The 19,986-nt window shown below is 35.4% G+C and carries 19 protein-coding genes, 1 tRNA gene and 1 pseudogene; 16 read left to right on the top strand and 5 right to left on the bottom strand.

Annotation, left to right across the window (positions count from 1 at the left end; all coding sequences use genetic code 11):
• Positions 1-109: 109 nt before the first annotated feature.
• From comE to rlmH, 5 genes are all read right to left on the bottom strand, one after another.
• Complete coding sequence (gene comE / locus ADM50_RS07080; RefSeq protein WP_049485051.1) at positions 110-862, bottom strand: competence system response regulator transcription factor ComE; 753 nt, start codon at positions 860-862, stop codon at positions 110-112.
• On the bottom strand, positions 859-2,178 hold the full coding sequence (gene comD / locus ADM50_RS07075) for a competence system sensor histidine kinase ComD (RefSeq protein WP_049485050.1): 1,320 nt from the start codon (positions 2,176-2,178) through the stop codon (positions 859-861). Before comD ends, comE begins: the two co-directional genes overlap by 4 nt.
• Before the next feature lie 20 nt (positions 2,179-2,198).
• On the bottom strand, positions 2,199-2,324 hold the full coding sequence (comC, locus tag ADM50_RS07070) for a competence-stimulating peptide ComC (protein ID WP_000799678.1): 126 nt from the start codon (positions 2,322-2,324) through the stop codon (positions 2,199-2,201).
• 166 nt (positions 2,325-2,490) lie between these two features.
• Positions 2,491-2,564: transfer RNA gene (locus tag ADM50_RS07065), tRNA-Arg, on the bottom strand.
• 43 nt (positions 2,565-2,607) lie between these two features.
• Positions 2,608-3,087, bottom strand: a complete 480-nt coding sequence (gene rlmH / locus ADM50_RS07060) for a 23S rRNA (pseudouridine(1915)-N(3))-methyltransferase RlmH (protein ID WP_049485049.1) — start codon at positions 3,085-3,087, stop codon at positions 2,608-2,610.
• A gap of 185 nt (positions 3,088-3,272) precedes the next feature.
• Between rlmH and htrA the strand changes: the two genes are divergently transcribed.
• The 16 genes and pseudogenes from htrA to ADM50_RS09455 all read left to right on the top strand — a co-directional run.
• Complete coding sequence (gene htrA, locus ADM50_RS07055) at positions 3,273-4,469, top strand: serine protease HtrA (protein WP_049485048.1); 1,197 nt, start codon at positions 3,273-3,275, stop codon at positions 4,467-4,469.
• A 57-nt stretch (positions 4,470-4,526) separates the two neighbouring features.
• A complete protein-coding gene (locus tag ADM50_RS07050) occupies positions 4,527-5,285 on the top strand; it encodes a ParB/RepB/Spo0J family partition protein (protein WP_049485047.1) in 759 nt (252 codons plus the stop codon).
• 216 nt (positions 5,286-5,501) lie between these two features.
• On the top strand, positions 5,502-6,863 hold the full coding sequence (gene dnaA, locus ADM50_RS07045; protein WP_049485046.1) for a chromosomal replication initiator protein DnaA: 1,362 nt from the start codon (positions 5,502-5,504) through the stop codon (positions 6,861-6,863).
• Positions 6,864-7,021: 158 nt separating this feature from the next.
• Positions 7,022-8,158 (top strand): DNA polymerase III subunit beta, encoded by a 1,137-nt coding sequence (gene dnaN / locus ADM50_RS07040; RefSeq protein WP_000581146.1) that lies wholly within the window; start codon positions 7,022-7,024, stop codon positions 8,156-8,158.
• Positions 8,159-8,223: 65 nt separating this feature from the next.
• Positions 8,224-8,418 (top strand): DUF951 domain-containing protein, encoded by a 195-nt coding sequence (locus ADM50_RS07035; RefSeq protein WP_000285188.1) that lies wholly within the window; start codon positions 8,224-8,226, stop codon positions 8,416-8,418.
• Positions 8,419-8,502: 84 nt separating this feature from the next.
• Positions 8,503-9,618 (top strand): redox-regulated ATPase YchF, encoded by a 1,116-nt coding sequence (gene ychF / locus ADM50_RS07030; protein WP_045592603.1) that lies wholly within the window; start codon positions 8,503-8,505, stop codon positions 9,616-9,618.
• Positions 9,619-9,691: 73 nt separating this feature from the next.
• Positions 9,692-10,261: an aminoacyl-tRNA hydrolase gene (pth, locus tag ADM50_RS07025; RefSeq protein ID WP_049485044.1), complete on the top strand. Its 570-nt coding sequence runs from the start codon at positions 9,692-9,694 to the stop codon at positions 10,259-10,261.
• Positions 10,262-13,765: a transcription-repair coupling factor gene (mfd, locus tag ADM50_RS07020; protein ID WP_049485043.1), complete on the top strand. Its 3,504-nt coding sequence runs from the start codon at positions 10,262-10,264 to the stop codon at positions 13,763-13,765.
• Positions 13,766-13,822: 57 nt separating this feature from the next.
• Positions 13,823-14,089, top strand: a complete 267-nt coding sequence (locus ADM50_RS07015) for an RNA-binding S4 domain-containing protein (RefSeq protein WP_001234975.1) — start codon at positions 13,823-13,825, stop codon at positions 14,087-14,089.
• Positions 14,082-14,450, top strand: coding sequence for a septum formation initiator family protein (locus ADM50_RS07010; RefSeq protein ID WP_000041922.1), 369 nt, complete (start codon positions 14,082-14,084; stop codon positions 14,448-14,450). Before ADM50_RS07015 ends, ADM50_RS07010 begins: the two co-directional genes overlap by 8 nt.
• A gap of 4 nt (positions 14,451-14,454) precedes the next feature.
• Positions 14,455-14,577: an SP_0009 family protein gene (locus tag ADM50_RS09755; RefSeq protein ID WP_000429344.1), complete on the top strand. Its 123-nt coding sequence runs from the start codon at positions 14,455-14,457 to the stop codon at positions 14,575-14,577.
• A complete protein-coding gene (locus ADM50_RS07000) occupies positions 14,570-15,838 on the top strand; it encodes a serine hydrolase (RefSeq protein WP_049485042.1) in 1,269 nt (422 codons plus the stop codon). Before ADM50_RS09755 ends, ADM50_RS07000 begins: the two co-directional genes overlap by 8 nt.
• On the top strand, positions 15,835-17,112 hold the full coding sequence (gene tilS, locus ADM50_RS06995; RefSeq protein WP_049485041.1) for a tRNA lysidine(34) synthetase TilS: 1,278 nt from the start codon (positions 15,835-15,837) through the stop codon (positions 17,110-17,112). Before ADM50_RS07000 ends, tilS begins: the two co-directional genes overlap by 4 nt.
• Before the next feature lie 4 nt (positions 17,113-17,116).
• Positions 17,117-17,659, top strand: a complete 543-nt coding sequence (hpt, locus tag ADM50_RS06990; protein WP_049485040.1) for a hypoxanthine phosphoribosyltransferase — start codon at positions 17,117-17,119, stop codon at positions 17,657-17,659.
• Positions 17,660-17,674: 15 nt separating this feature from the next.
• Positions 17,675-19,633, top strand: a complete 1,959-nt coding sequence (ftsH, locus tag ADM50_RS06985; protein WP_000744587.1) for an ATP-dependent zinc metalloprotease FtsH — start codon at positions 17,675-17,677, stop codon at positions 19,631-19,633.
• A 39-nt stretch (positions 19,634-19,672) separates the two neighbouring features.
• Positions 19,673-19,924: pseudogene (locus tag ADM50_RS09455) on the top strand (23S rRNA (uracil(1939)-C(5))-methyltransferase RlmD); the annotation flags it as partial.
• Positions 19,925-19,986 lie beyond the last annotated feature (62 nt).

Genomic DNA, 19,986 nt, shown 5'->3' with positions numbered 1-19,986 from the left:
TTCGAACCCGTGTTACCGCCGTGAAAAGGCGGTGTCTTAACCCCTTGACCAACGGACCATCTATCTGTAGCAGATATAACCATTATATCAATTTCTTACTAATTGTCAATCACTTTTTAGATTTTTTCTCTAGAATATCTTTTAGTTTGCGAATTTTCAAACGAGTGATGGGGCAGCGATGATCTTCATAAAAGACAACTTCTAAATTCTTTCGATCAATTTCTCTCACATTTCCTACATTGACAAGGAAAGATTTATGGGAGCAATAAAATCGCTGGGTATGTTTGTCCTTTTCCTGAATATCTGTCATAGTTCCATAGAATTCTTTAGCAAAATTCTTACCAATAATCCGAAGTTTATGAGAAACTCCTGTGGTTTCGATATACAAAATGTCATGGTAAGGAATTTTCAAATCATTTCCTTTATAGTTGTAATCAAAATAGTCTACAACATCTTCGTTTTCAAGCAGCATGCTCTTAGTGTAAAAAATACTCTGCTCGATGCGTTTTTTGAACAATTCATCATTGATATCTTTATCAACAAAATCTAGGGCTGATACCTGGTATTTATACGTTAAGGTAGCAAATTCAGATCGACTGGTAATAAAGACAATAATAGCATAAGGATTGTGATGACGGATAAACTGAGCCACTTCAAAGCCTTTTTTCTCGATTCCATGAATATCAATATCTAGGAAATAAAGCTGGTTTACTTCATCATTTTTGATATATTCCTTAAACTCACGAACTTTTCCTGTTGTCTTATATGAAATAGGAATATTCGATTCCTCAGAGATTTCATTCAATATTCTCTCTAGTCTCACTTGATGTTCAATAACATCTTCTAAAATTAATACTTTCATTCGAATTCCCTCTTAAATCTAATAATTTGTCTAAATGTGTTGTCTTCCATCTCAGTTTCTAAGATAATGTTGTCATACTTATCTAAGATCTCTTTGACATTATTAAGCCCTAGACCTCTATTTCTTCCCTTGGTAGAAAAACCTAAGGCAAATAGATCCTCTGAAGGCGTCATAGTGATTTTGCATGAATTCTGGATAACTATAACTGTTTCAAAATCCATTTTAATGACTGCAACTTCCATTTGTTTCAAGTAACTATCTGCAGCACCTTCAACGGCATTGTTTAATAAAATGCTCATGATACGAACAAGATCAAGTAAATCTATTGACAGTCTGGTAATGATATCCTTTACTTCCAATGTAAACTCTACATCATTTTTTCGTGCATAGACAATCGATTGAGCAATTAAACTTCGTAAAGCAGAATCTTCTATGTTGTTCAAATCAAAGTAAGTATATTTTTCTGACCTCAATTTCTGATTTGCTTTTACTAAGACTTCATTGTAAATCCTGTTAATTTCTTGTAAATCTCCACTGTCAATCGCCATTTGCATGCTGACAAGCATCCCTGCATAGTCATGACGAAAACCTCGAATTTCATTATACAACTCCACAATTTCATCAGTATAAGTCTGTAAATGTTTTTGTTCAAATTTCTTTTGTTTTAGAGCAATCTCTTTTTCAATTTGAACCTTGTGAGAATTCATTGCAAAGAAAATCAATAACAAGCAAATAAAAACAATGGTTGATAAAATACTTCCGAAGCTATTTAAATGATGAGTTGTACTTACTATATCTGAAATAAATAATAAGATATGCAAACCAAAAAAAGCAACTATTACTTTTTTTAAAAAAGGATACAGATAATCTTTATCAAAATATTTAATATCCAGATGAAAATAACGAATTATTATTAGAATAGAAAAATAAGTCATTAACAATACTACTAAAAGGAATGTACTTTTATAGTGTAATACTACTTCATCTCCTATTATAGAAGATAAGGTTACGGATATAAAAGTATGAGTACTGTGATATAATAAAGACAGTAGTAAACTGATAAAAATAGCTTTGTATTTTTCAGACTTCTTTAACTTTCTTAAATAAAGGTACACAACCAAAGGAAATAAAAATTTAGACAAAGCAAAACTATTAGAAAATACTAGTGTAATAATTTCTTCAAGTATAAAAACTGAGATACATGTGTAACAGAAAAAAACAATTTGTTCTTTTCTATTTATTTTACAAATCCACTCATAACTTTTGCTAATGATGAGAAAATAAAAAATAGCTATCCCTAATCCAAATAAATCCATTACTCTCTACCTTTATTTCATTACTTTCTTCTTGGAAAAATAAGATTACGAATTGTTTCTGAAATTCTCCAATCTCCACCTCGAATCTCCTGCAATTCTGCCTCTGTTACTTCTTTAAATTGTTCCAACTTTACTGTATTTTTCATAATGAAATCTCCTGTATTATTTTTTCTTGTAAGTTAACTTACACACCTATTATACAAAATGAAGACCATGTAAGAAAAAATTCTTCCCAACTGTACATTTTTGCACCTGAAACGCACTTTTTTAAGAAAAAAGCTGGGAGTAATCCCAGCTTCTTCTCTAATGTACTGATCCCAGCAGGATTCGAACCTGCGACCGTTCGCTTAGAAGGCGAATGCTCTATCCAGCTGAGCTATGAGACCTAACATGAACATTCTATCAAAAAACAAGAGTTAAGTCAATCTTCTATTTGTGATAAGGAGATCCCTGCTGAATTGTAAAAGCTCGGTAAATTTGTTCAACTAAAACCAATCTCATTAACTGATGTGGTAAGGTTAGACGTCCGAAACTGACAGAAAGATTAGCCCTATTTTTTACACTAGGTGCCAGACCTAAACTTCCTCCAATGATAAAAGTAAGAGTTGAGTAGCCTTTTATATAAGCCTCTTCTAATTGCTTACTAAATTCCTCTGAGGAGAATGTTTTTCCTTCTATAGCCAAGACAAGGACAAAATCCCTTTCTCCAATTTTAGAAAGAATTCTAGCACCTTCTGTTTCTAAGATTTTTTGATTTTCTATTTCACTAGCTTTATCAGGTGTTTTCTCATCAGTGAGCTCAATCATCTCTAATTTGGCGAAACGTGAAATTCGTTTGCTATATTCAGCAATACCATCTTTAAGATATTTTTCTTTTAATTTTCCTACTGTTACAATTTTTATTTTCATTCTTCTATTTTATCATATCCACACTTTATTTCACATCTTATACACAAAAAAATCATTCAAAATTACTAGTGAATTCACAGAATAAAGCGAGTTATCCACAACTTGTGTAAAACTTTAAGCTTTTAAGTTTGGATTAAGTTAATAGGTTTATAATCTGAGTAAATAAATAACAAACGGAGGCGTTTATGAAACACTTACAAAAATTTTACAAAAAGGGAGTTAAAGTTCTTGTAATCATTCTAATCGGATTTTTAAGTGGTGCCTTAGGAAGTTTCGTAACATTACAACTTTATCAAAAACAAGGAAATCAAGCTACGAATAATAATTCTGGCACTGTCACTCAAACATCCTATAAGAATGAAAATTCAACCACTCAAGCAGTAAATAAAGTTAAGGATGCTGTTGTCTCAATCATTACTTATTCTTCTTCTAGCAGTAGACAAAGTAGTGTATTTAATGCTGATGAAACTAATTCTGATTCAGACAATCAACAAATCGCAAGTGAGGGATCAGGTGTTATCTATAAAAAGGATGATAAAGATGCCTATCTTGTAACCAATACTCACGTTATCAATGGAGCTTCAAAAGTTGATATCCGCTTAGCAGATGGTACCAAGGTTCCTGGTGAAATTGTCGGATCTGATACCTTCTCTGATATTGCTGTCGTTAAAATTTCTTCAGAAAAAGTTACAACAGTGGCAGAATTTGGGGATTCAAGTCAACTTAGTGTTGGAGAAACAGCGATTGCTATCGGTAGTCCTCTAGGTTCAGAATATGCTAATACAGTTACACAGGGGATTGTTTCAAGTCTTAATCGAAATGTTTCTCTAAAATCTGAAGATGGTCAAGCTATTTCAACAAAAGCCATTCAAACAGATACGGCCATTAACCCTGGTAACTCTGGTGGTCCACTTGTAAATATTCAAGGACAAGTAATTGGTATTACATCAAGTAAAATTGCAAGTAATGGTGGAACATCTGTAGAAGGTCTTGGTTTTGCAATTCCTTCAAACGATGCACAAAATATCATTAAACAGCTTGAAAGTGATGGTAAAGTGACTCGTCCTGCTCTTGGAATTCAAATGGTCAATCTGTCAAATGTTGGAGCTAGTGATCTTAGAAAACTTAACATTCCAAGTGGCCTCACTTCAGGTGTAGTTGTTCGATCTGTTCAAAACAATATGCCAGCAAATGGACATCTTCAAAAATACGATGTCATTACCAAAGTTGACGACAAAGAGATTGCCTCATCAACAGACCTACAACATGCTCTTTACAATCATGCTATTGGAGATACGATCAAAGTAACCTACTACCGTAACGGTAAGGAGGAAACAACTTCAATTAAACTAGATAAGAATTCTAGTGATTTAGAGTCTTAATTGACATCAGTGTAAAGAAAACTTTACAGAAAGTAAAAGATATGTTAGTGTAGAATCATGGAAAAATTTGAAATGATTTCTATCTCTGAAATACAAAAGAATCCTTACCAACCTCGAAAAGAATTTGATGTAGAAAAATTAAAGGAATTAGCTCAGTCAATCAAAGAAAATGGGCTCATCCAACCAATCATCGTTCGTCAATCTCCTGTAATTGGTTATGAAATCCTTGCAGGAGAGAGACGATATCGGGCTTCTCTCTTAGCTGGTCTTACTTCTATTCCAGCCGTTGTAAAGCACCTCTCAGATCAGGAAATGATGATTCAGTCTATCATTGAGAATTTGCAGAGAGAAAATTTAAATCCTGTTGAAGAAGCACGCGCCTACGAATCTTTAGTAGAAAAAGGATTTACTCACACTGAGATAGCAGATAAAATGGGGAAATCTCGTCCTTATATCACTAATTTTATTCGTTTGCTTTCCCTACCAGAATATATCTTAACTGAAGTAGAAAATGGAATAATCTCTCAAGCGCATGCACGTTCACTAGTTGGTTTGGATAAGAAGCAGCAAGACTATTTCTTTCAACTAATCAAAAATGAAGATATTTCTGTGAGAAAGTTAGAAGCACTTCTTACAGATAAAAAACACAAGAAGCAAAAAAAAAGTGATTCTTTCATCAAAGACGAAGAAGATCAATTAAAAAAACTACTCGGTTTAAGTGTAGAAATTAAACTTTCAAAAAAAGATACTGGAAAGATTATTATCTCCTTTTCAAGTCAAGAAGAATACGATAGAATTATTAACAGCCTGAAATAAGGCTGTTCTTTTATTTTCTCAACACACAAATTTATCCACCAATTTTTTTATCAAAAAGCCTACTAAATCAAGGATTTTCTTATTTATCCCCAACCTGTGGATAAATACTGCTAACATTGTGGATTCTTTTCCCCAATCTGTGGAAAAATCCTACTATCTATGGTAAAATAAGTCTAGCACTAAACTACTAAAATCATAGTAAAGGAGGAAAATTAGTTGAAAGAAAAGCAATTTTGGAATCGTATTTTAGAATTTGCTCAAGAAAGATTGACTCGATCTATGTATGATTTCTATGCTACACCTGCTGAACTCATCAAAGTAGAAGAAAATACAGCTACTATATTTCTACCGAGATCAGAGATGGAAATGGTGTGGGAAAAGCAATTAAAAGATATTATCATTGCTGCTGGTTTTGAAATTTATGATTCTGAAATCAAACCTCACTATATTTTCACTAAACCTCAGAGTACAGAATCTCCTCAAGTAAATGATACGAATAGTGTCTCTACTTACGATTACACACCTGCACTACCAACGATTCCCTATTCCGAAACAGGGTTAAAAGAAAAATATACCTTTGATAACTTTATTCAAGGTGATGGGAATGTTTGGGCGGTGTCTGCTGCACTAGCTGTATCTGAAGATTTAGCTCTGACCTATAATCCTCTTTTCATCTATGGAGGACCTGGTCTTGGAAAGACTCACTTACTCAATGCGATTGGAAATGAGATTTTGAAAAATATTCCTGATGCGCGTGTCAAGTACATTCCTGCTGAAAGCTTTATCAATGACTTTCTTGAACACTTGCGACTTGGGGAAATGGAAAAGTTCAAAAAGACTTACCGTAGTCTTGATCTCTTGTTGATCGATGATATCCAATCTCTCAGTGGCAAAAAAGTCGCGACCCAGGAAGAATTTTTCAATACCTTCAATGCTCTTCATGATAAGCAGAAACAGATTGTCCTAACCAGTGATCGAAGTCCTAAACACCTAGAAGGCCTTGAGGAAAGACTTGTTACACGCTTTAGCTGGGGATTGACGCAAAATATCACCCCTCCTGACTTTGAGACACGTATCGCCATTCTTCAAAGTAAAACAGAGCACTTGGATTACCATTTCCAAAATGATACTCTAGAATACTTGGCTGGCCAATTTGATTCAAATGTTCGAGAATTAGAAGGAGCAATCAACGATATCACTTTAATTGCCAGAGTGAAGAAGATTAAGGATATTACTATTGATATTGCTGCGGAAGCTATTAGAGCACGTAAGCAAGACGCCCGCCAGATACTTGTTATTCCAATTGAGAAAATCCAAACTGAAGTTGGTAATTTTTATGGAGTGAGTGTTAAAGAAATGAAAGGTACGAGACGAGTTCAGAACATCGTTTTGGCACGTCAGGTTGCTATGTATCTAGCTAGAGAACTGACAGATAACAGTCTTCCAAAAATCGGAAAAGAATTTGGCGGAAAGGATCACACCACCGTTATTCATGCCCATGCTAAAATCAAATCATTGATTGACGAAGACGATAATTTACGTTTAGAAATAGAAGCAATCAAAAAGAAAATTAAGTAGCTTGTGGATAAGTTTTCCTTTCTTATCTTTTTTATCCACATTTTTTAAACAAGCTTAGAAGCTTAAGTTTACTAAATAGCACTCAGTTTTCCACAGAATTCACACACTCTATTATTACTATTAACTTTCTAATACTAAAAATAAATAAAGGAGAATCCATGATTCATTTTTCAATTAATAAAAATTTATTTCTACAAGCCTTAAATACCACAAAACGAGCAATAAGCTCTAAAAATGCTATTCCAATTTTATCAACAATCAAAATTGACGTTACCAATGAAGGAATTACTTTAATTGGATCAAACGGTCAAATTTCTATTGAAAATTTCATTTCTCAAAAGAATGAAGATGCTGGTCTCTTGATCACTTCTTTGGGTTCGATTCTTCTTGAAGCTTCTTTCTTTATCAATGTGGTATCCAGTCTTCCAGATGTAACGCTAGATTTCAAAGAGATTGAACAAAAACAAATTGTCTTAACCAGTGGCAAATCAGAAATTACTCTAAAAGGAAAAGATAGCGAACAGTATCCACGAATCCAAGAAATTTCAGCAAGTACTCCTTTGGTTCTTGAAACAAAACTGCTCAAGAAAATTATCAACGAAACAGCCTTTGCTGCAAGTACGCAAGAAAGTCGTCCAATCTTAACAGGTGTCCACTTCGTATTGAGCCAACACAAGGAACTAAAAACAGTTGCGACAGACTCACACCGCCTTAGCCAGAAGAAATTGACTCTTGAAAAAAATGGTGATGATTTTGATGTGGTGATTCCTAGTCGTTCTCTACGAGAATTTTCAGCTGTATTTACGGATGATATTGAAACTGTGGAGATTTTCTTTGCAAATAATCAAATCCTCTTTAGAAGCGAAAATATTAGCTTCTACACTCGTCTCCTAGAAGGAAACTATCCTGATACAGATCGTTTGATTCCAACAGACTTTAACACTACAATTACTTTTGATGTGGTTAATTTGCGTCAATCTATGGAGCGTGCACGTCTCTTATCAAGTGCGACTCAAAATGGTACTGTGAAGCTTGAAATTAAAGGTGGAGTTGTTAGCGCCCATGTTCACTCTCCAGAAGTTGGTAAAGTAAACGAAGAAATCGATACGGAGCAGGTGACTGGGGATGATTTGACTATTAGTTTCAACCCAACTTACTTGATTGATTCCCTCAAGGCTTTAAATAGTGAAAAAGTCACTATTAGCTTTATCTCAGCAGTTCGTCCATTTACTCTTGTGCCAGCAGATACTGACGAAGATTTCATGCAGCTTATCACACCAGTTCGTACAAACTAAGAGAAAGAGGTTGAGCCTGGCTCGCCTCTTTTATGATATAATCAAAAAAAGAAAAGGAGAGTAGTATGTATCAAGTTGGAAATTTTGTTGAGATGAAAAAACCTCATGCTTGCACAATTAAATCAACAGGTAAAAAAGCTAATCGTTGGGAAATTACACGCGTAGGGGCAGATATCAAAATCAAATGTAGCAATTGTGATCACGTTGTTATGATGAGTCGCTATGATTTTGAACGAAAAATGAATAAAATTATTGACTAAGAACTCTTAGTTAGAGGGTTAGCAAGTTTTTCCTTTTTGTGTTATAATGTTAGGGATTGAAATGAGAACGGAGAATGAGAAACTATGGCTTTAACAGCAGGTATCGTTGGTTTGCCAAACGTTGGTAAATCAACCCTTTTTAATGCAATTACAAAAGCAGGAGCAGAGGCGGCAAACTACCCATTTGCGACTATTGATCCAAATGTTGGGATGGTAGAAGTTCCAGATGAACGCCTACAAAAACTAACGGAAATGATTACACCTAAAAAGACAGTCCCAACAACCTTTGAATTTACAGATATTGCAGGGATTGTAAAAGGAGCATCAAAAGGAGAAGGTCTAGGTAATAAATTCTTAGCCAATATCCGTGAAGTAGACGCGATTGTTCACGTAGTTCGTGCTTTTGATGATGAAAATGTGATGCGCGAGCAAGGACGTGAAGACGCCTTTGTGGATCCACTTGCAGATATTGATACCATTAACCTAGAGTTGATTCTTGCTGACTTAGAATCAGTTAATAAACGCTATGCGCGTGTAGAAAAGATGGCACGTACGCAAAAAGATAAAGAATCAGTAGCAGAATTTAATGTTCTTCAAAAGATTAAACCAGTCCTTGAAGATGGAAAATCAGCACGTACTATTGAATTTACAGATGAAGAACAAAAGGTTGTCAAAGGTCTCTTCCTTTTGACCACTAAACCAGTTCTTTATGTTGCTAATGTGGATGAGGATGTAGTTTCAAATCCAGATTCTATCGAATATGTGAAGCAAATTCGAGAATTTGCAGCGACAGAAAATGCAGAGGTAGTAGTTATTTCTGCGCGTGCTGAGGAAGAAATTTCTGAGTTAGATGATGAAGATAAGCAAGAGTTTCTTGAAGCACTTGGCTTGACAGAATCAGGTGTTGATAAGTTGACTCGTGCAGCTTACCACTTGCTTGGACTCGGAACTTACTTCACAGCTGGTGAAAAAGAAGTCCGTGCTTGGACCTTTAAGCGAGGGATGAAAGCTCCTCAAGCAGCTGGTATCATCCACTCAGACTTTGAAAAAGGTTTTATTCGTGCAGTAACCATGTCATATGAGGATCTAGTGAAATACGGATCTGAAAAGGCTGTAAAAGAAGCTGGGCGCTTGCGTGAAGAAGGAAAAGAATATATCGTTCAAGATGGCGATATCATGGAATTCCGCTTTAACGTTTAATAATATTTAATAAATAGTGTCAATTAGGTTGGAAAAAAATTCCAACCCTTTTGGCTTTTGAAAGGAAAAATAAATGACCAAATTACTTGTAGGATTGGGAAATCCAGGGGATAAATATTTTGAAACCAAGCACAACGTTGGATTTATGTTGATTGACCAACTAGCTAAAAAACAAAATGTCACCTTTACACATGACAAGATATTTCAAGCTGACCTAGCATCTTTTTTCATCAATGGAGAAAAAATTTATCTCGTCAAACCAACAACATTTATGAATGAAAGTGGAAAAGCGGTTCATGCTTTATTGACTTACTATGGTTTGGATATTGAAGATTTACTCGTTATTTACGACGACCTTGACATGGAAGTCGGGAAAATTCGTTTAAGAGCAAAGGGCTCAGCAGGTGGGCATAATGGTATCAAGTCTATTATTCAACATATAGGGACTCAGGTATTTAACCGTATTAAAATAGGTATTGGAAGACCTAAAAAAGGCATGTCGGTTGTTCATCATGTTTTAAGTAAGTTTGAACAGGATGACTATGTGGGTATTTTACAGTCTATTGACAAGGTTGACGATGCTGTAAACTACTATTTACAAGAGAAAAACTTTGAGAAAACAATGCAGAGGTATAACGGTTAAATGGTGACTTTATTAGATTTATTCTCAGAAAATGATCAGATAAAAAAATGGCATCAAAATCTGATAGATAAGAAAAGACAACTAATACTTGGTTTATCAACGTCTACCAAGGCTCTTGCAATTGCAAGCAGTCTAGAAAAAGAAAATAAGGTTGTGTTACTGACCTCGACTTATGGTGAAGCAGAACGAATTATCAGTGACCTTCTTTCTCTCTTAGGAGAGGAATTTGTCTATCCATTTTTAGTAGATGACTCTCCTATGGTAGAGTTTTTGATGTCTTCGCAAGAAAAAATCATTTCGCGGGTTGAGGCCTTGCGTTTTTTGAGTAATCCGTCTAAGAAAGGGATTTTAGTTTGTAATATTGCAGCGAGTCGATTGATTCTACCCTCTCCGACTAGATTTAAAGAAAGTACTATAAAAATTGCAGTTGGTGAAGAATATGACCAACACGAGCTACTTCACCGATTAAAGGAAATTGGATATCGAAAAGTTACTCAAGTACAGACACAAGGTGAGTTTAGTATTCGAGGAGACATTTTAGATATTTTTGAGATGTCTCAGTTAGAACCTTTCCGAATCGAGTTTTTTGGCGATGAGGTAGATGGTATTCGTACTTTTGAAGTCGAAACACAATTATCGAAAGAAAATCAGACAAACCTCACTATCTTTCCAGCTAGCGACATACTTTTGAGAGAAAAAGATTATCAACGAGGACAGTCAGCTTTAGAAAAGCAAATTTCAAAGACTCTATCACCAATTTTGAAATCCTATCTAGAAGAAATTTTGTCAAGTTTTCATCAAAAACAAGTACATTCAGATAGTCGAAAGTTTTTGTCCTTATGTTACGATAAAACATGGACTGTATTTGATTATATTGAAAAAGATACACCAGTATTCTTTGATGACTATCAAAAATTGATGAATCAGTATGAATCCTTTGAAAGAGAATTAGCACAATACTTTACAGAAGATTTACAGAATGGTAAATCATTTTCTGGGATGCAGTATTTTGCAGATACAGAGCAAATCTATAAAAAACAAAGTCCAGTTACCTTTTTCTCCAATTTGCAAAAGGGCTTAGGAAATCTTAAGTTTGATCACATTTATCAATTTAATCAATACCCCATGCAAGAGTTTTTCAATCAATTTTTATTTTTAAAAGAAGAAATTGAGCGATACAAAAAAATGGATTACACTATTATTTTGCAGTCTAGCAATTCAATGGGAAGTAAGACGTTGGAGGATGTTTTAGAGGAATATCAGATCAAATTGGATTCCAGAGATAAGTCAAGTATCTGTAAAAAATCTGTAAACTTGATTGAGGGTAATCTAAGACATGGTTTTCACTTTGTAGATGAAAAAATTCTCTTGATTACTGAACATGAGATTTTTCAAAAGAAATTAAAACGTCGTTTTAGAAGACAACATGCGTCAAATGCAGAGCGATTAAAAGATTATAATGAACTTGAAAAAGGGGACTACGTTGTTCACCATATTCATGGAATTGGTCAATATCTAGGCATTGAAACAATTGAAATCAAAGGGATTCACCGTGATTATGTCAGTGTTCAATATCAAAATGGGGATCAAATCTCCATACCAGTAGAGCAGATTCAATTACTGTCAAAATATGTTTCAAGTGATGGTAAAGCGCCAAAACTTAATAAATTAAATGATGGTCATTTCAAAAAGGCTAAGCAAAAAGTTAAGAACCAGGTAGAGGATATAGCTGACGATTTAATCAAACTGTATTCTGAGCGTAGTCAGTTGAAGGGTTTTGCGTTCTCAGCTGATGATGAAGATCAACATACTTTTGATGATGCCTTCCCTTATGTTGAAACGGATGATCAACTTCGTAGTATTGAGGAAATTAAGAGGGATATGCAGGATTCTCATCCCATGGATCGACTTCTGGTTGGGGATGTTGGTTTTGGGAAAACTGAGGTTGCAATGCGTGCAGCATTTAAGGCTGTCAATGATCACAAACAGGTTGTTGTTTTAGTTCCGACGACGGTGTTAGCACAACAACACTATACGAATTTTAAGGAAAGATTTCAAAATTTTGCTGTTAATATTGATGTGTTGAGTCGCTTTAGAAGTAAAAAAGAGCAGGCAGAGACACTTGAAAAATTAAAGAATGGTCAAGTCGATATTTTGATTGGAACGCATCGTGTTTTGTCAAAAGATGTTGTGTTTTCAGATTTGGGATTGATGATTATTGATGAAGAACAACGATTCGGTGTTAAGCATAAGGAAACATTGAAAGAACTGAAGAAACAAGTGGATGTCTTAACATTGACAGCTACTCCAATACCACGTACTCTTCATATGTCTATGTTGGGAATCAGAGATTTGTCTGTTATTGAAACACCTCCGACCAATCGTTATCCAGTGCAAACCTATGTTTTGGAAAAGAATGATAGTGTGATTCGTGATGCTGTCTTGCGTGAAATGGAGCGTGGAGGTCAAATTTACTATCTTTACAATAAAGTTGACACGATTGACCAGAAGGTTTCAGAATTACAGGAGTTGATTCCAGAGTCTTCGATTGGGTATGTTCATGGACAAATGAGTGAAATTCAGTTGGAAAATACTCTACTTGATTTCATTGAAGGTCAGTATGATATTTTGGTGACGACTACTATTATTGAGACAGGGGTAGATATTCCAAATGCCAATACCTTATTTATTGAAAATGCAGACCATATGGGCTTGTCAACCTTGTATCAATTAAGAGGAAGAGTTGGTCGTAGCAATCGCATCGCTTATGCCTATCTCATGTATCGTCCAGAAAAATCAATCAGTGAAGTTTCTGAGAAGAGATTAGAAGCTATTAAGGGATTTACAGAATTAGGCTCAGGATTTAAGATTGCGATGCGAGATCTTTCGATTCGTGGAGCAGGAAATCTCCTAGGAAAATCGCAGTCTGGTTTCATTGATTCTGTTGGTTTTGAATTGTATTCACAGTTATTAGAGGAAGCTATTGCTAAACGGAACGGTAATGGGAATAAAAGAATCAAAGGAAATGCTGAGTTGATTTTACAAATTGATGCTTATCTTCCTGACACATATATTTCTGATCAACGACATAAGATTGAAATTTACAAAAAAATTCGTCAAATTGACAATCGTGTCAACTATGAAGAACTACAAGAAGAGTTGATGGATCGCTTTGGAGAATACCCAGATGTAGTAGCATATCTTTTAGAGATTGGTTTGGTTAAGTCATATTTGGACAAGGTCTTTGTAGAACGTGTGGAAAGAAAAGATAACAAGATTACAGTTCAATTTGAAAAAGTCACTCAACGACTATTCTTGGCTCAAGATTATTTTAAAGCCTTATCCGCAACGAACTTAAAAGCAGCCATAGCTGAGAATAAGGGATTAATGGAAGTTGTATTTGATGTCCGAAACAAGAAGGATTATGAAATTTTAGAAGGTTTGCTGATTTTTGGAGAAAGCTTATTAGAGATAAAAGAATCAAAGGAAGCAAATCCCATTTAACATTTTTCTTCTATAAAAAGGATAAAAATGGTACAATAATAATTTGAGGTAATAAAAATGAGATTAGACAAGTATTTAAAAGTATCACGAATTATTAAGCGCCGCACAGTCGCAAAAGAAGTAGCAGATAAAGGTAGAATCAAGGTGAATGGAATCTTGGCCAAAAGTTCAACGGATTTGAAAGTTGATGACCAAGTTGAAATTCGCTTTGGAAATAAGTTGTTGCTTGTTAAAGTACTAGAGATGAAAGATAGTACAAAAAAAGAAGATGCAGCAGGCATGTATGAAATTCTCAGTGAAACACGGGTAGAAGAAAATGTCTAAAAATATTGTACAGATGAATAATTCTTTTATTCAAAATGAACATCAACGTCGTCGTTACCTGATGAAGGAGAGACAAAAACGAAATCGTTTTATGGGTTGGGTCCTTATTTTGATGATCTTGTTGTTTATTTTACCAACTTATAACTTGGCCCAAAGCTATGATCAGTTACTGCAACGACGTCAGCAATTAACAGAGTTGAAAGAGCAGTACCAAACTCTTAGTGATGAAAAGGATAAGGAATCCGCCTTTGCTGCAAAGTTGAAAGATGAAGACTATGTAGCAAAGTATGCACGCGCCAAGTACTATTACTCAAAGAAACGAGAAGCAATTTACACAATTCCTGATTTGCTTCCGAGGTAATGTCATGGAAAATTTATTGGAAGTTGTTGAGCAATTTCTAAGTTTATCAGATGAAAAATTAGAGGAATTGGCAACTAAAAACCATTTATTACGATTACAAGAAGAAAGGGAAGAGAAGAATGCGTAAGTTCTTAGTAGTTTTATTGCTACCTGCTTTTATCATAACCTCAAGAGTAGTTAGCACAGAAAAACAGCTTCCTTACTCTTCGCAAGAAATTTATTATCTAACTGAGTCTGATTATGGATTCTACTATAAAGAAACTCTGGAATCCCCAATGGTATATGGAGAAACAGCTGTCTATGCTAATGAGGATCTTGTCAAGGAGTCTGGTAAATTGACTCCTGGAACCACCTTTAAAATAGTAGAATGGCGTTTGAATAGACAAGGTGTTCCTGTTTTTAAATTAGATAATCACCAGTTTATCCTTGCAGATAAGCGTTTGGTCTATGATCAAAGTCAAGTTCAAACTCAAAATAGACAAGTATGGTTGGAGCCGGGGTTTGTTATCTATAACAGCCCCTATGATGCGAAAGAAATTTCTTCCTCTTTCTCTCCCTATCAACGCGTAACAGTGGATAGAACTCTCTTTGCTGAGGGACAAGAATTTCTTCATATTGATCAAGTTGGGTGGGTATCAAAAGAGTTCGTCTCGGAAGAAGACAATCGCATCCAAAAGGTTCAAGAAATCTTATCAAACAACTATCAGAATGAAAATTATTCTATTTATGTTAAACAATTGAGTACAGGTAAAGAGGCTGGGGTGAATGAAGACAGCAAACTCTATGCAGCTAGCATCTTGAAACTAGCCTACCTTTATTACGCTCAAGATAAGATAAATCAAGGGAAATATACGCTAGACAGTAGCTTCAAGTATATCTCAGAAGTAAATAGTTTCCCTGGGTCCTATAAACCAGAAGGTAGTGGTAGCTTACCTAAAAAAGAAGATAACAAAGAATACAGTCTTCAACAGTTAATTACCAAGGTAACAAAAGAGTCTGATAATGTTGCTCATAATATTTTAGGTTATTACGTGACCAATCAATCTGACGGGGCTTTCAAAGAAAAAATGTCCACCATTATGGGCGAAGATTGGGATGTGAATGATAAACTAACTTCTTCAAAAATGGCTGGAAAAGTCATGGAAGCTATTTATAATCAGAATGGTTTTGTCTTAGAGTCTCTAGGTAAGACTGATTTTGACAACCAACGAATCGCAAAAGGTGTTTCGGTTAAGGTAGCTCATAAAATTGGAGATGCCGATGAGTTTAAACATGATACTGCCATTGTTTATACGGATTCTCCTTTTGTTCTTTCCATTTTCACCAAAAATTCTGATTATGATACTATTGCTAAGATAGCTAAGGATGTCTATGAGGTTCTAAAATGAGGGACCAGGATTTTTTAAATCATTTTCTCCGAAAAGAGTATTTCAAAAAACATTCGAAAGTCTTATTAGCTCTGTCTGGTGGACTGGATTCGATGTTTTTATACCATCTATTGTCTACTTATCAAAATGAGTTGGGAATTGAGTTGATTGTAGCACATGTCAATCACAAGCAGAGAAGTGAGTCTGACTGGGAGGAAAATGAACTAAGGAAGTTAGCTGATGCAGCTGAACTTCCTATTTATATCACAAGCTTTTCAGGAGACTTTTCAGAAGCGCGTGCTCGAGAGTTTCGTTATGATTTTTTTAGGAAAATCATGAAAGAGGTTGGAGCGACTGCCTTGGTTACTGCCCACCATGCAGATGATCAAGTTGAAACGATTTTGATGCGCTTGATTCGAGGAAGTCGGTTACGCCATTTAACAGGAATAAAAGAAAGTCAAGTAGTTGATGATATTGAAATCATCCGTCCCTTGTTGCATTTTCATAAAACAGACTTCCCACCAATTTTTCATTTCGAAGATCAAACAAATCATGAGAACAGCTATTTTCGCAATCGTATTCGAAATAAGTATTTACCAGAACTTGAAAAAGAAAATCCCCGCCTTAGATATGCTCTTTTAAATCTAGGAAGTGAGATTTCAGATTACCAAGCAGCCATAACGGAGCTTTCTGAACAGATTGATGTAGAAGATTTGAATGAGCTATTTTCATACTCTCAACAAACTCAAGGAATCTTGCTCCAGAACTATCTTAATCAATTTCCAGACTTAAATCTGACAAAGGCTCAGTTTGCTGAAGTTCGACAGATTTTAACAACGAAAAGCCAATATCGTCATTCTCTTAAAAATGGCTATGAATTGATAAAAGAGTATCAGAATTTTCGAGTTTGTAAAATCAGTCCTCAGGCCGATGAAAAGGAAGATGAACTTGTGTTACACTATCAAAATCAAGTTCGATATAAGGGCTATTTATTTTCCTTTGGCATCCCTATTGAAGGGCATATTGTTCAAAAAGTAACGGTTTCACGGGAAACATCTGTACATATTAGATGTCGAAAACCTGGCGATGTTATTATCCTAAATGGTCATCGAAAGAAACTGAGACGCTTATTTATAGATTTGAAAATCCCTATTGAAAAACGAAAAACAACCCCTATTATTGAGCAATTTGGAGAAATTGTCTCAATTTCAGGAATTGCGACCAGTGATTTGAGTAAAAACACGAAAAATGATATAATGAACACTGTAATTTATATAGAAAAAATAGATAGGTAAAAAGATGTTAGAACACGATATTAAAAAAATCCTCGTTTCACATGATGAAATTACAGAAGCAGCTAAAAAGCTAGGTGCGCAACTAACAAAAGAATATGAGGGGAAAAATCCAATTCTTATTGGAATTCTGAAAGGATCGATTCCTTTTATGGCTGAATTGGTCAAACATATTGATACGCATATCGAGATGGACTTCATGATGGTATCTAGTTACCATGGTGGAACAGCAAGTAGTGGTGTCATCAATATCAAGCAAGACGTGACTCAAGATATCAAAGGAAGACATGTTTTATTTGTAGAGGATATCATTGATACGGGTCAAACATTGAAGAGTTTGAGAGATATGTTTATTGCAAGAGAAGCAGCTTCTGTTAAAATCGCGACTTTGTTAGACAAACCAGAGGGACGCGTTGTTGAAATTGAAGCGGATCACACTTGCTTTACTATTCCAAATGAGTTTGTAGTAGGTTATGGTTTGGACTATAAAGAAAATTATCGTAACCTTCCTTATGTCGGAATATTGAAAGAAGAAGTTTATTCAAATTAGAAAGATTTATCTTTAATGAAAAAACAAAATAATGGTTTAGTTAGAAATCCATTTCTATACTTGTTAATTATCTTCTTCCTAGTGACAGGATTCCAGTATTTTTACTCTGGAAATACTGCTGGGCGAAGCGAAAAAATTAACTATACAGAATTGGTAAAAGAAATTACAGCAGACAATGTAAAAGAATTAACCTATCAGCCAAATGGTAGCATCATTGAAGTGTCTGGTGTTTATAAAAATCCTAAGACTAGTAAAGAAGAAACAGGAATTCAATTTTTCACTCCTACAGCTACAACAGTAGAAAGATTCTCAAGTACTATTCTTCCGTCTGATTCAACAGTTTCAGAATTGCAAAAACTTGCTTCTGAACATCAGGCAGAAGTAACAGTCAAACATGAGAGTTCAAGCGGTATGTGGATCAATATCCTTGTCTCTGTTGTGCCATTTGCTATTCTTTTCTTCTTCCTATTCTCTATGATGGGAAATATGGGAGGAAATAGTGGTCGAAATCCAATGAGTTTTGGACGTAGTAAGGCCAAAGCTGCAAACAAAGAAGATATCAAGGTACGATTCTCAGATGTTGCAGGTGCTGAGGAAGAGAAACAAGAATTAGTAGAAGTTGTTGAATTCCTAAAAGATCCAAAACGATTTACAAAACTTGGTGCGCGTATTCCTGCAGGTGTTCTTTTGGAGGGACCTCCGGGAACAGGTAAGACCTTACTTGCTAAGGCAGTTGCTGGAGAAGCAGGAGTTCCATTCTTTAGTATTTCAGGTTCTGACTTTGTAGAAATGTTTGTCGGAGTTGGTGCAAGCCGTGTTCGTTCTCTTTTTGAGGATGCAAAAAAAGCAGCTCCAGCCATCATCTTTATCGATGAAATAGATGCTGTTGGTCGCCAACGTGGTGTAGGCCTTGGTGGAGGAAATGATGAACGTGAACAAACCTTGAACCAACTCTTGATTGAGATGGATGGTTTTGAGGGAAATGAAGGAATCATCGTTATCGCTGCGACGAACCGTTCAGATGTTCTAGATCCAGCTCTTCTCCGTCCAGGACGTTTTGATAGAAAAGTCTTAGTTGGTCGCCCTGATGTTAAAGGTCGTGAAGCAATCTTGAAAGTTCATGCTAAAAATAAACCTCTGGCAGACGATGTTGATTTGAAACTAGTTGCCCAACAAACCCCAGGATTTGTGGGAGCTGACTTAGAAAATGTTCTAAATGAAGCGGCCTTAGTTGCTGCTCGTCGCAATAAATCAATCATTGACGCTTCAGATATTGATGAGGCAGAGGACAGAGTGATTGCTGGACCATCTAAGAAAGATAAAACAGTATCACAAAGAGAACGTGAATTGGTTGCTTATCATGAGGCTGGACATACCATTGTTGGTTTAGTCTTGTCAAATGCCCGTGTTGTTCATAAAGTTACCATTGTACCACGTGGACGTGCAGGTGGTTACATGATTGCACTTCCGAAAGAGGATCAAATGCTTCTATCTAAAGAAGACATGAAAGAGCAATTGGCAGGTTTGATGGGTGGTCGTGTAGCTGAAGAGATTATCTTTAATGTCCAAACGACAGGAGCTTCAAATGACTTTGAACAAGCCACACAGATGGCGCGTGCAATGGTCACTGAATACGGTATGAGTGAAAAACTTGGCCCAGTTCAATACGAAGGTAATCATGCTATGTTTGGTGCACAAAGTCCTCAAAAATCAATTTCAGAACAAACAGCCTATGAGATTGATGAGGAAGTTCGTTCATTATTAAATGAGGCACGAAACAAAGCAGCTGAAATTATCCAATCAAATCGTGAAACCCACAAACTGATTGCAGAAGCATTGTTGAAATACGAAACATTAGATAGTACACAGATTAAATCTCTTTACGAAACAGGTAAAATGCCTGAGACCGTAGAAGAGGAATCCCATGCACTATCTTATGATGAAGTAAAATCAAAAATGAGTGAAGAAAAATAAATTTAGAGAGGTTCAACCTCTCTTTTTATGTTCTAATGTGATGGCTACCGAGCAGATGCCTTGATAGTCGATCCTCCTCGTACAGGCTTAGATGATAAGCTACTGGATATCATTCTGACCTATGTTCCAGAAAAAATGGTCTATGTATCCTGCAATGTTTCGACCTTAGCGCGAGATTTAGTTAGACTAGTAAAAGTCTATGACCTCCAGTATATCCAGTCGGTCGATATGTTTCCCCACACTGCACGAACAGAAGCAGTGGTTAAATTAGTGAGGAAAAGAAAAAATTAAACTCACTGAAAAAAGTCCTTGACAAAGTTTGAAAAGTAGGTATAATAGAAAGAGTTGAAAAG

The organism is Streptococcus oralis, from assembly GCF_001075675.1.
GTDB classification, from domain to species: domain Bacteria; phylum Bacillota; class Bacilli; order Lactobacillales; family Streptococcaceae; genus Streptococcus; species Streptococcus oralis_V.
The sequence above is the reverse complement of the archived record's forward strand: the minus strand, read 5'-3'. Positions and strand labels throughout refer to the sequence as shown.

Coding starts and splice junctions, on each gene's coding strand:
- comE (WP_049485051.1), bottom strand. CDS start 862: ATGAAAGTATTAATTTTAGAAGATGTTATTGAACATCAAGTGAGACTA.
- comD (WP_049485050.1), bottom strand. CDS start 2,178: ATGGATTTATTTGGATTAGGGATAGCTATTTTTTATTTTCTCATCATT.
- comC (WP_000799678.1), bottom strand. CDS start 2,324: ATGAAAAATACAGTAAAGTTGGAACAATTTAAAGAAGTAACAGAGGCA.
- rlmH (WP_049485049.1), bottom strand. CDS start 3,087: ATGAAAATAAAAATTGTAACAGTAGGAAAATTAAAAGAAAAATATCTT.
- htrA (WP_049485048.1), top strand. CDS start 3,273: ATGAAACACTTACAAAAATTTTACAAAAAGGGAGTTAAAGTTCTTGTA.
- ADM50_RS07050 (WP_049485047.1), top strand. CDS start 4,527: ATGGAAAAATTTGAAATGATTTCTATCTCTGAAATACAAAAGAATCCT.
- dnaN (WP_000581146.1), top strand. CDS start 7,022: ATGATTCATTTTTCAATTAATAAAAATTTATTTCTACAAGCCTTAAAT.
- ADM50_RS07035 (WP_000285188.1), top strand. CDS start 8,224: ATGTATCAAGTTGGAAATTTTGTTGAGATGAAAAAACCTCATGCTTGC.
- ychF (WP_045592603.1), top strand. CDS start 8,503: ATGGCTTTAACAGCAGGTATCGTTGGTTTGCCAAACGTTGGTAAATCA.
- pth (WP_049485044.1), top strand. CDS start 9,692: ATGACCAAATTACTTGTAGGATTGGGAAATCCAGGGGATAAATATTTT.
- mfd (WP_049485043.1), top strand. CDS start 10,262: ATGGTGACTTTATTAGATTTATTCTCAGAAAATGATCAGATAAAAAAA.
- ADM50_RS07015 (WP_001234975.1), top strand. CDS start 13,823: ATGAGATTAGACAAGTATTTAAAAGTATCACGAATTATTAAGCGCCGC.
- ADM50_RS07010 (WP_000041922.1), top strand. CDS start 14,082: ATGTCTAAAAATATTGTACAGATGAATAATTCTTTTATTCAAAATGAA.
- ADM50_RS09755 (WP_000429344.1), top strand. CDS start 14,455: ATGGAAAATTTATTGGAAGTTGTTGAGCAATTTCTAAGTTTATCAGAT.
- ADM50_RS07000 (WP_049485042.1), top strand. CDS start 14,570: ATGCGTAAGTTCTTAGTAGTTTTATTGCTACCTGCTTTTATCATAACC.
- tilS (WP_049485041.1), top strand. CDS start 15,835: ATGAGGGACCAGGATTTTTTAAATCATTTTCTCCGAAAAGAGTATTTC.
- hpt (WP_049485040.1), top strand. CDS start 17,117: ATGTTAGAACACGATATTAAAAAAATCCTCGTTTCACATGATGAAATT.
- ftsH (WP_000744587.1), top strand. CDS start 17,675: ATGAAAAAACAAAATAATGGTTTAGTTAGAAATCCATTTCTATACTTG.